We start from the raw sequence: 14187 nt of genomic DNA on the forward strand, positions 1-14187 counted from the left end.
CTCAGCCCGCCTCGCGGCAGGCGACCGGCACCGCAGCGGTATCGTCCGCGGCGTCGCCCGTGACGCCGGAGAGGTCCAGCCACACCTGACCGTCGGTCACCCGGATCGGGAAGGCATGGGTGCAGCCACTGTCCGCCCCGGTGGCCTCGCCGGACTGCAGATCGATCACCCAGTTGTGCAGCGGGCAGGTCACGCGCTCGCCGTGAACGATGCCCTGCGACAGCGGCCCGCCCTTGTGCGGGCACTGATCGCGCAGGGCAAACACGCGGTCATCCGCGGTGCGGAACACGGCGATGTCGCCGTTCGGGCCCGCCACCACGCGCGCACCCAGCGGCGGGATGTCCTCGAGCGGACAGATCGCGAGCCAGCTCATGCCGACACCCCCTGGCGCGGGGTCGCGTCCACCGGCTTGATCGGGATGAACTCGTGCGCCGCATGCCCGGCGGCCCGCTCGGCCCAGGGGTCCACCTGCGCCACCTCCTGCGACTCCAGGAAGCGCGCGTACAGCGCGGCGCGGTTCTCGGCGTCGTCCACCAGGCGTTCCTTCACCCGCGTCAGCCCAACGCGCTCGATCCACGGGGCGGTGCGTTCCAGATAGCGCGCGTCTTCGCGGTAGAACTGCATGAAGGCCCCGGCATATTCGAGCACCTCGGTCTCGGTCTCCACCTTGCAGAGGAAGTCGGTGGCGCGCACCTTCACCCCGCCGTTGCCGCCCACGTGCAGCTCGTAGCCCGAGTCCACGCAGACCACGCCCAGGTCCTTGATCGTCGCCTCGGCGCAGTTACGCGGACAGCCGGAGACCGCCATCTTGAACTTGTGCGGGGTCCAGGAGCCCCAGGTCATCCGCTCCAGCTGGATGCCGAGCCCGGTCGAGTCCTGGGTGCCGAAGCGGCACCATTCGGAGCCGACACAGGTCTTCACCGTGCGCAAGGCCTTGCCGTAGGCATGGCCGGAGACAAACCCGGCGTCGCCGAGATCGCGCCACATCGCCGGCAGGTCGGTCTTTTGGACTCCCAGCAGGTCGATGCGCTGGCCACCGGTGAACTTGACCGTGGGCACCTGGTAGCGCTCGGCCACCTCGGCGATCGCCCGCAGTTCGGCCGGCGTGGTCACCCCGCCCCAGATGCGCGGCACGACGGAATAGGTTCCGTCCTTCTGGATGTTGCCGTGGGCACGCTCGTTGATGAAGCGCGACTGCGCGTCGTCCCGGTAGTCCTTCGGCCAGGCCGCCAGCAGGTAGTAGTTGAGCGCCGGACGGCAGACATGGCAGCCGTTCGGGGTCTTCCAGTCGAGGGCCTCGAACACCGCCGGCATCGATTTCAGGCCATCGCGGGCAATAGCCGCACGCACCTCGTCGTGGCTGTGATCGGTGCAGGCGCAGACCGGCTTTTTCGCCGGGGCGTCGGAGTAGTCGCCGCCCAGCGTGGTGGCAAGCACAGACTCCACCAGCCCTGTGCAGGAGCCACAGGAGTTCGACGCCTTGGTGTAGGCGCGCACGTCCTCCAGCGTAAACAGCTTGTGCTCGCTGATCGCCTGGACGATCTCGCCCTTGCACACGCCATTGCAGCCGCAGATCTCGGCCTCGTCGGGCATGGCCGCGACCCGCGAGGCCTCGTCGCCGTGACCGGAGTCGCCGATATGCGCCTGGCCGAACAGCAGGTTCTCGCGGATGTCGGCCACCGGCGTTCCGTCCCGCATCAGCTGGAAGTACCAGGAGCCGTCCAGGGTATCGCCGTACAGCACGGCCCCCTGGATGCGGTTGTCCTTCAGCACCAGGCGCTTGTAGACGCCGCGCGCGGCATCCTTGAACACCAGGTCCTCGGTGGTCTCGTCGCCGGTGAAGTCGCCGGCGGAGAACAGGTCGATCCCGGTCACCTTCAGCTTGGTGGAGGTCATCGAGCCCTCGTAGCGCCCGATGCCGTACTCGGCCAGGTGGTTGGCGCAGACCTTCGCCTGCTCCCACAGCGGGGCGACCAGGCCGTAGGTGGCGCCACGGTGCTGCACGCACTCGCCGACCGCGTAGATCGACGGGTCATACGTCTGCATGGTGTCGTTCACCACCACGCCGCGCTCGCAGTGCAGCCCGGCGGACGCGGCCAGCGCAGTGTTCGGGCGGATGCCAACCGCCATCACCACCAGATCGGCATCGACCTCGCTGCCGTCGGTGAAGCGCACGCCGGTGACACGGTCCTCGCCCAGGATCGCCTCGGTCTGGTGCGCCATGCGAAAACGCATGCCGCGCTCCTCCAGCGAGCCGCGCAGCATCCCGGCGGCCTCGGCATCCAGCTGGCGCTCCATAAGGTGATCCATCAGGTGCACCACGGTGACCTCCATACCCTGGCGCATCAGGCCGTTGGCGGCCTCCAGGCCCAGCAGGCCGCCGCCGATCACCACCGCATGCCGATGTGCGCGGCTGGCGGCGAGCATCGCGTCCACGTCGTGGATGTCGCGGAAGGCGACCACGCCCTCCAGTTCGTGCCCCGGCACCGGGATCATCACCGGATCGGAGCCGGTCGCCAGCAGCAGGCGGTCATAGGACGCCTCGGTGCCGTCCTCGGCGATCACCCGCCGGTTCACGCGGTCGACCCGTTCGATGCGCTTGCCTTTGTGCAGGGTGATGCCGCGTTCGGCATACCAGGCATCGTCGTTCAGCATGATCTCGTCGACGGTCTTCTCCGAGGCCAGCACCGGCGAGAGCATGATGCGGTTGTAGTTGCCCCAGGGCTCGGCACCGAACACGGTGATGTCGTACATGTCCGGCTTGAGCTTCAAAAGCTCCTCGACCGTGCGCATCCCGGCCATGCCGTTGCCGATCAGGACCAGCCGCGGCTTCTCGTTCGCGGTGTCCATCACGCGGCCTCCGACTCGGGGTTCTTGTGGCGCTCGTGGAGAAAGCGCAGCACCTCGGCCCGGTAGTGGTTGTATTGCGCGTTGTCGGCCATCACCAGGCGCTCGCGCGGCTTCGGCAGGTCGATCTCCAGGATCTCGCCGATGGTCGCGGCCGGGCCGTTGGTCATCATCACGATGCGGTCGGACAGCAGCACCGCCTCGTCCACGTCGTGGGTGACCATCAGCACGGTGTTGCCCAACTCGGACTGGATGCGCATCACCTCGTCCTGCAGGTGCGCCCGGGTCAGCGCGTCCAGCGCGCCGAAGGGCTCGTCCATCAGCAGGACCTTCGGCTCCATCGCCAGCGCCCGGGCGATGCCCACGCGCTGCTTCATGCCGCCCGAGATCTCGTCCGGGCGCTTGTCCAGCGCGTGGCTCATGCCGACCATGTCCAGGGTCTGCAGGATCCACTCGCGCCGCTCGGCGGCGGACTTGGTGCCCTTGAATGTCTTGTCCACCGCCAGCGCCACGTTGTCGCGCACGGTCAGCCACGGCAGCAGGGAATGGTTCTGGAACACGACGCTGCGATCCGGGCCCGGCTTGCTGACCTCCTTGCCGTCCAGGATCACCGCGCCGGTGCTGGTCTCCAGCAGCCCGGCGACGATATTGAGCACCGTCGACTTGCCGCAGCCGGAGTGGCCGATGATGGAGATGAACTCGCCGCGGTCCACGTGCAGGTCGACGTCGCGCAGCACCTCGCTGGCCGTCGGGCCTTCGCCGAAGGTCTTGTGGACGTGTTCGATGGAGAGATAGCTGGTCATGATGATTCTCCTGTGAGGGGGCCGGCTCAGCCGGCCTGCGTGCCGCGGGTGACCCAGTTGCCGACGATCGCGACCAGACGGTCGAGGAAGAACCCGACCAGGCCGACGTAGACCAGGGCCAGCACGATGTCGCTGAGCATGGAGGCGTTCCAGGCATCCCAGATGAAGAAGCCGATGCCGACCCCGCCGATCAGCATCTCGGCGGCGACGATCGCCAGCCAGGCGAGGCCGATGCCGATGCGCAGACCGGAGAAGACATACGGCGCGGCGGCCGGGAGCATGATCTTGGTGAAGTACTCGAAGCCGTTCAGGCGCAGCACGCGGGCCACGTTCACGTAGTCCTGCGAGATGTTCCGGATGCCGACCGAGGTGTTGATGATGATCGGCCAGATCGCGGTGATGAAGATCACGAAGATGGCCGACGGGTTGCTCGCCTGGAACGCGGCCAGGGAGATCGGCAGCCAGGCCAGCGGCGGCACGGTGCGCAGCACCTGGAACAGCGGGTCCAGCCCGCGCATCGCCCAGGTGGACTGGCCGACCAGCACCCCGAGACCGATCCCGGCCACCACCGCCAGGGCATAGCCGTAGGCCACCCGCTCGAGACTCGCGAGCAGCTGCCAGGCCATGCCCACGTCGTTGCCCCCGTGGTCATAGAACGGATTGACGATCAGTTCCCAGGTGTCGGTAATCACCTGACTCGGGCCGGGCAGTACGGCTCCCTGGGAGGACGTCATCATTTCCCACAGAAACAAAAAAATCGCGGTCACGATCACCGGGGGCAGGACCACGGTGGCCGCGTGGCGCATACGCCGACCCCAGAGCCCGGGGTCGGGCGGCGGGGCACCGCCGGACCGGGCCGACGGCGGGGCCGAGCGGGCCACCGGGGCCGTGGAGGTCTCCGCGGCCGCCGGGCGTTCGCGCCCGGCGCCGAAGGTCATGTTGCGATCGAGAATGGCACTCATCATAGGATCCTCTTGAATCGTCTGTGCAGGTGTCGGCGGGCCACCGCGTCAGGACGCGATCGCCTTGATCTCCAGGCTGTCGAGGTAGGCCTGCGGGTCTTCCGGATCGAAGACCTTGCCGTCGAAGAACGTTTCCTGGCCGCGCGAGGTGGATTCGGGGATGTCGGCCGAGTCGATGCCGAGCGTGGTGGCCGCCTCGCGCCAGATGTCCTCGCGGTTGACCTCGTCCACCAGGGCCTGCATGTCGAGGTCCGGCGGCAGGTAGCCCCAGCGGATGTCCTCGGTAAGGAACCACAGGTCGTGGCTCTTGAAGGGATAGGAGGCCTGGTCGTTCCAGTAGCGCATGCGGTCGGGGTGGTCCTCGACCACGCGGCCGGTGCCGTAGTCGAAGTGCCCCTGCATGCGGTCGATGATGTCGCCGTACGGGGCATGGATGTAGCGCCGGCGCGAGCAGATCTCGGCGACCTCCTCGATGTTCGCCGGGTCCTCGCAGTACATCTGCGCCTCCATCACCGCCATGGTCAGGGCGCGGGCCGCATTCGGGTTGGCCTCCACCCAGTCCGCGCGCATGCCCAGCGCCTTTTCCGGGTGGTTGTGCCAGAGCTCGCCGGTGGTGTTCGCGGTGTAGCCGATGCCCTGATTGATCAGCTGCATGTTCCAGGGCTCGCAGACACAGAAGGTGTCCATGGAACCGACGCGCATGTTGGCGACCATCTGCGCCGGCGGGACGACGATGGTGGCGATGTCGCGATCCGGGTCGATCCCGCCGGCGGCCATCCAGTAGCGGATCCACAGGTCATGGGTCCCGCCGGGAAAGGTCATCGCCGCGCGGATGTCGTCACCGCCAGCGGCCTTCTCGGCCAGCGCGCCCTTGAACTCGGTAGTGTCGGTCCCGACCTTCAGGTCCGCGTATTCGTCGCCCACCGAGATGCACTGCCCGGCCAGGTTCAGCCGCGCGAGGATCGTCATCGGCGTGCCACGGCGGTGCAGCAGGTAGGGCATCGGCGTCAGGATGTGCGAGCCGTCGATACCGCCGCGGCGCGAACCCAGTTCCAGGTTGTCGCGCACCGTGCCCCAGGAGGACTGCTTCAGCACCTGCACGTCGGGCATGCCATGGGCGGCGAAGAATCCCTTCTCCAGCGCGACGAACAGCGGCGCGGCGTCGGTCAGGGCGATAAAGCCCAGCTTCGCCTCGGTCGTCTCCGGCTTGCCGTTGCCGGCCTTTGCATAGCCCCAGGGCGCGGCCCCGGAAACACCCAGCGCGGTCGCGCCGATCCCGGCAGCCATGCCGCCCAGGAAACGCCGGCGCGACAGGCCGGAGGTCTTTTTCGTGTCGTTCGTGTGATCGGTCATTTCGGGTTCACTCCCCTTGTCAGCAAACACGTTCCAAAAACGAAAAAAGGCGTCGCATCAGCCCGGCCGCGTTTGCAGCCGGGTGATGGACGCCTTTGTCCAGTCCCACGGGAGGCCCGGTCGTCGGGTATCCCTGTTGTCAGGCGACGAACCGCCGTTGGCTCGTCTTGCCGATACTCTTGCAGGAGGTGTGCCAATTAGCTATTGCTAATCGACCGAGAGGGCTCAAAGCCCATCCTGACGCGGAAAAATCGGACGGTTCCCGATACTCAATCGAATCTTCACAGGGGAATATCACTCGCAAGCGGCACCACCCTGGGGCACACCGGCGGTGCAGATGAACCGCGCTGGTGCACTACCTGTAGGAGCCGCCTTGGCGGCGAAGCCCCTGCCAGTGGCGGACACTGGCAGGGGCTTCGCGGGCAAGCCCGCTCCCACAGGGGCACCCCCCAGCGGCATCTCTTTCCCGGGGAATGGGCTACAGGCCGCCCTTGCCCAGCAGATCGGACATCGCAACGGTCGCCTCGGCGACCTCGGCCAGGCGCCGGTTCTGGTTCATCGCCGTCTGGCGCAGGAGTTTGTACGCCTGGTCCTCGCTGAGGCCGCGGTGCTGGATCAGCAATGCCTTGGCACGCTCGATGGTCTTGCGCTCGGCCAGGGCCTGGCGTGCCGCATGCAGCTCGTCCTCCACCGACTGCAGCCGGGCCGCCTGGCGCTGCACCAGGTCCATCACCGAGTGCCCGACGATGGGTACGTTGAGTGCGGCATCGCCCTCCTCCTGCGCGGGCTCCAGGCCCTCCGGCGCCCCGAAAAACACCGCATACGGCACGCTGCCGCGCAGCTCCGACTCGGCGAGTTGCGCGACCCGGTCACGTACCGCGCCCAAGTCCGCGCGATCCGCCGTGATCCGTGCCGAGCAGCACTCGTTCAGGTGCATCTCCAGCAGGTCCTCGACCTCCTTCATCGCGTCGATGCGCGCAGTGGTGCAGGCAAACCATTCCTCGGCACGGGCCGGGTCGTGGTGCCCGGAGGCCTCGGTACAGGCGCGCCGGCGCAGACGCTCGATGTCCGCCGCGAAGGCCGCCGTCTGCAGCTCGCGCCAGGCGGCACAGGCCGCCGGTGCCGCGAACTCGGAGAAGATGCGGAACGCCCGTTCCTGGGCATCGATGCGATGAACCAGCGCCTGGCGCAGCTCGGGCTCGAAACTCGCGGCCCCGAACCCGGCGGCCCCGATCGCGCGCTCCTGCCCTGCCAGCTCCTTGCCCTGCATGAAGTTCAACAGGGCTACCAGGGCCCGCGAGACCTCGGGATCGGTCGCCGAATCCGCGGCCTCGAACACCACGGCCATCAGGGCACGAATCAGCTCGCTGAAACCGCGGGTTGAGTCCATCGGGCTGAGGGTCTGCTCCAGCACCTCCTCGCGCAGGCTGCCCAAGCCGGACAGGCCATGCAGCGCCAGCGCCATGCGCCCCAGCAGTCGGCTGCGCCCATGGGCGCAGGCGTCCGGTGCCAGCCAGCCATCCAGGTGCTCGCGGAACGCGGCCGCGGCGGCGTCCGATTCGGCGCGGTATTGCTCCAGTTCGCGGGTATAGCGCTGGCCACCGGACCCGATCCAGAGGCTGGATGCCCCGCGCTCGCGCTGCAGGGCATGCACCAGCGCGCGGATGCGCCCGACCAGCTGCACCGCCTCCAGCAGGCGCTCCAGGGTCACCACCTCGCACTTGCGCGAGGCGACCAGGAAATCGCCAATGGAGTCTTCGAAGGAAAAACTCGGGGATGTGTTCTGGGTCATGCTCGTCGTCCGTGGATGATTCCCGGAATCAGCAAGCATGCGATGTGCCAGCTCTAATAACTGGCGGCGAGATTGCAAAAAAAACGGGCGGGTGTGCAGGGCCCCGCCCGTGCCAAAGGAGGTTGGGTCAGAAGCTCATGGAGCGGTCAAACTCGGCGACGGCCTGGACGTAGTGGCCCATGCCGGCAATCTCGGCGTTCGGCAGGAAGTTGTGCTCGCCGACATCGCGGCCCTTGGCGCAGGCCTCGCAGACCCAGAACGGGACACCGGCCTCGACCAGCGAATCCACAATGCCCTGCATCGCCGGCATGTTGTGGCCGACGATCTTGTCGTACACGTTGCGATTGGCAATGTTCACGGCCTCGCCCTGCAGCCAGACGGTCACGTCGTGGCCCTGCTGCTTCGCCACATTCGCGGCGATCATGCCCAGCGTGGCACGGGTAGGGTCGTCAGTACCGGCGGTAACAGCAACAATAAAGCGCATGGGGTTCTCCCGAGGTTGAAAAGGATGGCAGAACGGTAGCGACGCAGAGGCATCGCGTCGATTTCCCACAAACCGCAGACCAGCACTCGCGTCAGGGTGCGCGTCCGTCCGACAGGCTGTTGCGGTAGAGCTTGAATGCCATCAACAGCCAGGGGGCGGCATGCACCATCAGGCTGAAGAGATCCCGCGGCCAATCGAACTCACCAGCCAGCAACCCGCGCAGTTTTTCGGCGACATAGGGTTCGGGAACCCAGGGGGCCAGACCAATGCTCGCCACGAGCAGCGCAAACAACCATAGCGGGGCGCGATCCACCCCGCGGACAAAGACCCTGATCACCAGCTAGGCACCTTTACCGCGCTGCGGTTCCTGATCCTGCGCCTCGGCGTACGCCTCGGTGCCCGGGGCCCGGGTGCCATCGACGGCCGGCAGCAGCTTCTGCCCCAACCAGATCCGGCGTACCAGGCGCGGCAACAACAGCAACAGGGCCAGCACTGCCAGCAGGGCCAGACCCAGCTGTATCCCGCTGTCGGCGCCGCTGGCCACCTCGCGGGTGGCATGGCCGAGCCAGGCATAAGCGAAAAGACTGGGAATGAGCGCGAGCACCGTGCTCAGCGTGAACACGCGGAGCGGCAGCTGGACCAGCCCCAGGGCGTAATTGGTGGGGGCAAACGGAAACACCGGCACCAGTCGGGTCAGGGCCACGACCCGCCACCCCTCGGCCTCCACGTCCGCACACAGGCGCGAGCTGCGCGGCCCCATACGCGGGGCCAGCCAGGGCTGCAGCCAGGTACGCGCCAGCATGAAGGCGATAATGGCCGCGAGCGTGGCCGCCAGCAGACTGAGAGCACCCCCGGTTAGCGGCCCGAACAGCGCCCCGCCCAGGAGAATCCAGAAGGTGCTGGGCAACGGGAACAGGGCCAGCACCATGAACGCCAGCACGAACACCACATAGGCTCCGGCACCCCAGCCACGTAACCAGGTCTCCAGCTCCGTCAGCGGAAGGCCCAGGCTGGACCACTCGGTGGTCAGCAGGATCCAGACCAGAGACACCGCGAACAGGAGGCCCGCGACCGTCAGCGTACGCTTGTAATGACGGATACCCATGGCCCTCAGCCTCCGTCCCCGACCGTGGCATCCTGCGCCCGCAAGCGATCCAGCCGTTCCGCCAGGGTCCGCTCGGTGCCGTCCCGACGCGGCTGGTAGAAGCGCGCCTCTTCCAGCCCTTCCGGCAGATAGACCTGACCGCGCGCGTAGCCATCCGGCTCGTCATGATCGTAACGATACCCGGCCCCGAAACCTTCCGCGCGCATCAGTTCGGTTGGCGCGTTGCGCAGGTGCAGTGGCACACCGGGGCTGCCGGTGTCGCGAATGGCCGCACGCGCCTGCCCCAGCGCTACATAGGCGCTGTTGCTCTTGGGCGCCGCTGCCAGTTCGATCACGGCCTGTACCAGCGCAAGGTCACCTTCCGGTCGACCCAGCCGTTCCATGGTCTGCCAGGCGGCCAGCACCCGCGCCCCCAGCCCAACTGCCGCCAGGCCGATGTCCTCGTAGGCCATGCGCAGCAGACGCCGGCCGAGATAGTCCGGATCGCAGCCGGCATCCAGCATACGCGTCAGCCAGTACACCGCGGCATTCGGATCGGAACCACGCACCGACTTGTGCAGGGCGGATATCTGATCGTAGAAAGCGTCGCCCTGACGGTCGAAGGCCAGGCTTTGCGCGCCCATCACCGCGCGCAGGGCTGCGGCGGTAATCTCGCCGTCGCGGGCCAGATCCGAGGCGGTCTCCAGCCAGTTCAGGGCACGTCGGGCATCGCCGTCGGCAGCCCGCGCCAGGCGCCGCTGCTCCTCCGGCTCCAGACTCAGGCCGCGACCGCCGAGGCCACGCTCCGGATCGCTCAGGGCGCGTTCGATCAACGCCTCGATGGCGTCGGCAGCAACGGACTCCATGCGGTAGACCCGGGCGCGCGAGAGCAGCGCGCTGTTCAGCGCAAAGGAGGGGTTCTCCGTGGTGGCCCCGACGAAGGTCAGGGTGCCATCCTCGATATGGGGCAGCAGCGCATCCTGCTGTCCCTTGTTGAAGCGATGGATCTCGTCGATGAACAACAAGGTACCCACGCCATTGCCACGCCGGGCACGGGCGGCATCGACCACCGCGCGCACGTCCTTAACCCCGGCCAGCACCGCCGACAGCGTGACCAGGCGCTGGGCGGCAGTTGCCGCCACCAGGCGTGCCAGGGTGGTCTTGCCGCAGCCCGGCGGTCCCCACAGTATCATCGAGGGGGTCTGCCCCTGCTCAATGGCCTGACGCAGCGCCGCCTCTCGGCCCACCAGGTGGTCCTGGCCGACCAACTCGTCGAGACTGGCCGGGCGCATACGCTCCGCCAGGGGCGCAGACGCAACCAGGGCCGCTACCACCGGCGGCTCGGGTTCTGCAGCGCCGAATTCCGGGTCCGGGCCGAACAGATCGCCTTCGAGGGATTCACTCATGGGGCGATTGTAACGCCTCGGGGGGAAGCCCCTCCTGTTTACTATGAGCCTGTCGGGTTTGGGCGATCGTCGCGATCGTTGGGCAGGGGAGCCGTCCCGAATCCGACAGGCTCCCGGGAAGCGGACAATGACAAGGACAATTTGCAGGAAACCGGGAAGACTCGAAGATGGGTGGGCCGTGGCGCGGTGCCGTGGCCATGAACGGGGAACCCGATAAACGCGCTGCTATTGCGTTTCCCACCAGGGACCCTTCCCACCTTCCTGTCCGCCTGTGAAGCGCCCTTGCCGTGCGTCAACCATCGGCGACCGGATTTCGCTCAGGGACGATAGATGTCGGTGCCAGACGGCGGGTCGAAGGTGAAACGCGATTCATCCACGCCGGCATTGCGCTCGGTGGCACGGAAGCGGATCTCGGTCTGCTGACCAAAGATGTCGCGGAAGGCCATCCGGATCAGATCACTGTCCGGGGTCAGATCGAGCTCCAGATGGGTAAAGTCCGCCTGCTCGTTGCGCGGGATCAGCACCAGCCGCATTGCGGCCGCATCGTCAACCGGCCACACATCCATGTAGAAGTGCTCGTCCAGGCGATCGGTGCGGGTAATGGCCGCAATCGGGGTGGTATCGAAGGCATCCCCCAGCGGCCGCACGGTGGCCTGGGCGAGATCCGGGTCAAAGGTCCAGAGATCGACCCCGTCGGAGACGACGGTCTGCGGGAAGGGCTCGGTCACCTCCCAGTACAACCGGTCCGGAAGGCCCAGATGCATCACACCGTCGGATTCCTGCAGGACAAAGCCGGTTTCGTCACGAACGGTCTGGGTGAAGTCCGCCGAGAACGTCTCCAGCCCATCCACGAACCGTTCCAGCGCCGCACGTGCATCCGGCGCCGGCTCCCCGGCGTGGGTCGGGGCGACGATCAGACCAGCGGCAACCGCGAGCGCCGGCAGCAGGCGGCAAAACAGACGTACGTACATGCAAACTCCGGTCGAGTGGATGAGCCCATACTGCACCCGGTCGCTTAACCGGCCGTGAATCGCGAGCAGCCAGGGAGGACCCGCAAGACGGGATCCGACAGGTGGACCTGATCCGGCGTCAGTCGTTCGGTCCCGGCACCAGGACCTCGCGATTGCCATTGGACTGTACCGGGCTGACCAGTCCCGCGGCCTCCATGTCCTCGACCATGCGGGCGGCCCGGTTGTAACCGATCTTGAGCCGGCGCTGGACAAACGAGATCGAGGCCTTGCGCGACTCGATGACCACCTGCACCGCCTGATCGTACAGTGGATCGGTCTCCGCCCCCGCCTCGCCCGGCGCCTCCAGGCCCGGGATCGCAGCGGCCCCGGCGTCCGGCTCGTCAAGGATCGCCTCGTTGTAATCCGGCTCGCCGGTGGATTTCAGGTATTCCACCACCTGGTGGACCTCGTGATCGGCCACGAAGGCGCCGTGCACGCGCTCCGGCATTGCCTTGCCCGGCGGCAGGTAGAGCATGTCCCCGTGTCCCAGCAGATGCTCCGCTCCCATCTGATCGAGGATGGTGCGCGAGTCCACGCGCGAGGAGACCTGGAAGGCGATACGGGTCGGGATATTGGCCTTGATCAGACCGGTGATCACATCCACCGACGGACGCTGAGTCGCCAGCACCAGGTGGATACCGGCCGCACGCGCCTTCTGCGCCAGACGCGCAATCAGCTCCTCCACCTTCTTGCCCACCACCATCATCATGTCGGCGAACTCGTCGACCACCACCACAATGAACGGCAACGGCTCCAGCTCCGGTGCCTCGGTCTCGGTCACCGCCTGCGCCGGGTCGAACAACGGGTCCTTCAACGGCTCGCCGGCGGCTTGCGCCTCCCGCACCTTCTTGTTGAAGCCGCCGATATTGCGCACGCCCATTGCCGACATCAGCTTGTAGCGCCGCTCCATCTCCGCCACCGCCCAGCGCAACGCGTTGGATGCATCCTTCATGTCGGTCACGACTTCGCACAAAAGGTGCGGGATGCCGTCGTAAACCGACAATTCCAGCATCTTCGGGTCGATCAGGATCAGACGCACCTCTTCCGGCGTCGACTTGTACAAGAGCGACAGCAGCATCGCGTTCACGCCCACCGACTTCCCGGAGCCCGTGGTACCCGCCACCAGCAGGTGCGGCATCCTTGCCAGATCCGCAATCACCGGCGACCCGCCGATATCCTTGCCCAGCGCCATGGTCAGCGGCGACTTGTTCGTATCGAACAGCTCCGAGCGCAGGATCTCCGAGAGCGCGACGATCTCGCGGTTCTCGTTCGGGATCTCCAGCCCCACGGTGGACTTGCCGGGAATGACCTCGACGATGCGGACCGCCATCACCGACAGCGAACGCGCCAGGTCGGTGGAGAGCCCGGAGATGCGCGAGGCCTTGACCCCCGCCGCCGGCTGCAACTCGAAACGCGTGATCACCGGCCCCGGCTGCACTGCGACCACCTCGACCTCCACGCCGAAGTCCTTCAGCTTCAGCTCGACCAGACGCGACAGCGCCTGCAGCGACTCCTCGGAGAAGCCGTCCGGCGGGGGCGGCGGCTCATCCAGCAGCCCCAGCGGCGGGTGCGGATCCGCTCCCGACCCTTCAGTGAACAACGGGACCTGGCGCTCCTTCTGAACGCGCGGGCTGGGGGCCGGTGCCTGGATACGCGGTTCCACGCGCGAGGGGGCCCGCTTTTCGGTGCGCTTGCGTTCCTTTTCCACCCGCGTCTCGCGCTCGATCCGCTCGCGCACGCCGATACGGCGATCCCGCGCCGAGTCTAGTGCCGTGCGGCCACGCTCCCAGCCCCGTACCGCCAGGCGGCCAAGCCGATCCATCAGCAGGAACCAGGACAGCCCCGTGAACAGCGTCACTGCCGCCAGGAACAACGCGAAAAGCACCAGCGTGCCGCCCACCAGGCTCAATCCGGCAACCGCCCAGCCCGCGAACAGGTCCCCTAGAATCCCGCCCGCATGCACCGGCATCGCGCCGGGCAGCAGGTGCAGCGCAGCCAGCGCAGCACCCGAGATCAGCGCCACCACCAGCGCCAGGCCGCGCACGGTCAGCTCCATCGGACTGGCGATCCGGGCCTCGCGGCGATGCCGGAACAGCCACCAGCCGATGCCGGCAACCGCCAGCGGGATCAGATAGGCCAGGTAGCCCAGCAGATGAAACACGATGTCGGCAAACCAGGCGCCGGTCGTACCACCCAGGTTACGCAGGACCTGACCGTCACCGGTGGTGGACCAGGCGGCATCGCCCGGGTGATAACTCACCAGGGCGACCAGCAGATAAAGCGCCAGCATGCCGAAGATCAGCAGCGCACCCTCGCGCAGCCCGCGCAGCAGCTGCCCGCTCAGGCTCGACGGTGCCACCGGCTCCGCCGCCTTCTTGCCCTTGCCCCCGGTCTTGGCCTTGCTTGCGGCCATGCGCTCCCCACTGGTCAGGCCCGCGCCGCGGGC

The 14187-nt window shown here is 67.3% G+C and carries 12 protein-coding genes; all 12 read right to left on the reverse strand.

Features of this window, described 5'->3' with window-relative positions:
• Position 1: 1 nt before the first annotated feature.
• Complete coding sequence (nirD, locus tag G332_RS0107295) at positions 2–373, reverse strand: nitrite reductase small subunit NirD (RefSeq protein WP_019626339.1); 372 nt, start codon at positions 371–373, stop codon at positions 2–4.
• Complete coding sequence (gene nirB / locus G332_RS0107300; protein ID WP_019626340.1) at positions 370–2850, reverse strand: nitrite reductase large subunit NirB; 2481 nt, start codon at positions 2848–2850, stop codon at positions 370–372. The genes nirD and nirB overlap by 4 nt, the downstream gene beginning before the upstream one ends.
• On the reverse strand, positions 2850–3650 hold the full coding sequence (locus G332_RS0107305) for an ABC transporter ATP-binding protein (RefSeq protein ID WP_019626341.1): 801 nt from the start codon (positions 3648–3650) through the stop codon (positions 2850–2852). Before G332_RS0107305 ends, nirB begins: the two co-directional genes overlap by 1 nt.
• Positions 3651–3676: 26 nt before the next feature.
• Positions 3677–4612, reverse strand: coding sequence for a nitrate ABC transporter permease (ntrB, locus tag G332_RS0107310; protein ID WP_019583129.1), 936 nt, complete (start codon positions 4610–4612; stop codon positions 3677–3679).
• A gap of 48 nt (positions 4613–4660) precedes the next feature.
• Entirely contained in the window at positions 4661–5965 is a 1305-nt protein-coding gene (locus tag G332_RS0107315; RefSeq protein ID WP_019626343.1) for a CmpA/NrtA family ABC transporter substrate-binding protein, read from the reverse strand.
• 478 nt (positions 5966–6443) lie between these two features.
• Positions 6444–7757, reverse strand: coding sequence for a nitrate regulatory protein (locus G332_RS0107320; protein WP_019626344.1), 1314 nt, complete (start codon positions 7755–7757; stop codon positions 6444–6446).
• Between the two features lie 127 nt (positions 7758–7884).
• On the reverse strand, positions 7885–8241 hold the full coding sequence (locus G332_RS0107325; protein ID WP_019626345.1) for a DsrE family protein: 357 nt from the start codon (positions 8239–8241) through the stop codon (positions 7885–7887).
• A 91-nt stretch (positions 8242–8332) separates the two neighbouring features.
• Positions 8333–8575, reverse strand: a complete 243-nt coding sequence (locus G332_RS0107330; RefSeq protein WP_026340692.1) for a hypothetical protein — start codon at positions 8573–8575, stop codon at positions 8333–8335.
• A gap of 6 nt (positions 8576–8581) precedes the next feature.
• Positions 8582–9346 carry a TVP38/TMEM64 family protein gene (locus G332_RS0107335; protein ID WP_019626347.1) on the reverse strand — a complete coding sequence of 255 codons (765 nt, stop codon included), beginning with the start codon at positions 9344–9346 and terminating at the stop codon, positions 8582–8584.
• 5 nt (positions 9347–9351) lie between these two features.
• On the reverse strand, positions 9352–10731 hold the full coding sequence (locus tag G332_RS0107340) for a replication-associated recombination protein A (RefSeq protein ID WP_019626348.1): 1380 nt from the start codon (positions 10729–10731) through the stop codon (positions 9352–9354).
• A gap of 317 nt (positions 10732–11048) precedes the next feature.
• The gene (gene lolA, locus G332_RS0107345; protein ID WP_019626349.1) at positions 11049–11702 is read right to left on the reverse strand and encodes an outer membrane lipoprotein chaperone LolA; all 654 of its coding nucleotides are present in this window, start codon (positions 11700–11702) and stop codon (positions 11049–11051) included.
• Between the two features lie 118 nt (positions 11703–11820).
• Positions 11821–14154 carry a DNA translocase FtsK gene (locus tag G332_RS0107350; RefSeq protein WP_038059626.1) on the reverse strand — a complete coding sequence of 778 codons (2334 nt, stop codon included), beginning with the start codon at positions 14152–14154 and terminating at the stop codon, positions 11821–11823.
• Positions 14155–14187: the final 33 nt, after the last annotated feature.

This window comes from Thioalkalivibrio sp. ALJT, from assembly GCF_000381825.1.
GTDB lineage: Bacteria > Pseudomonadota > Gammaproteobacteria > Ectothiorhodospirales > Ectothiorhodospiraceae > Thioalkalivibrio.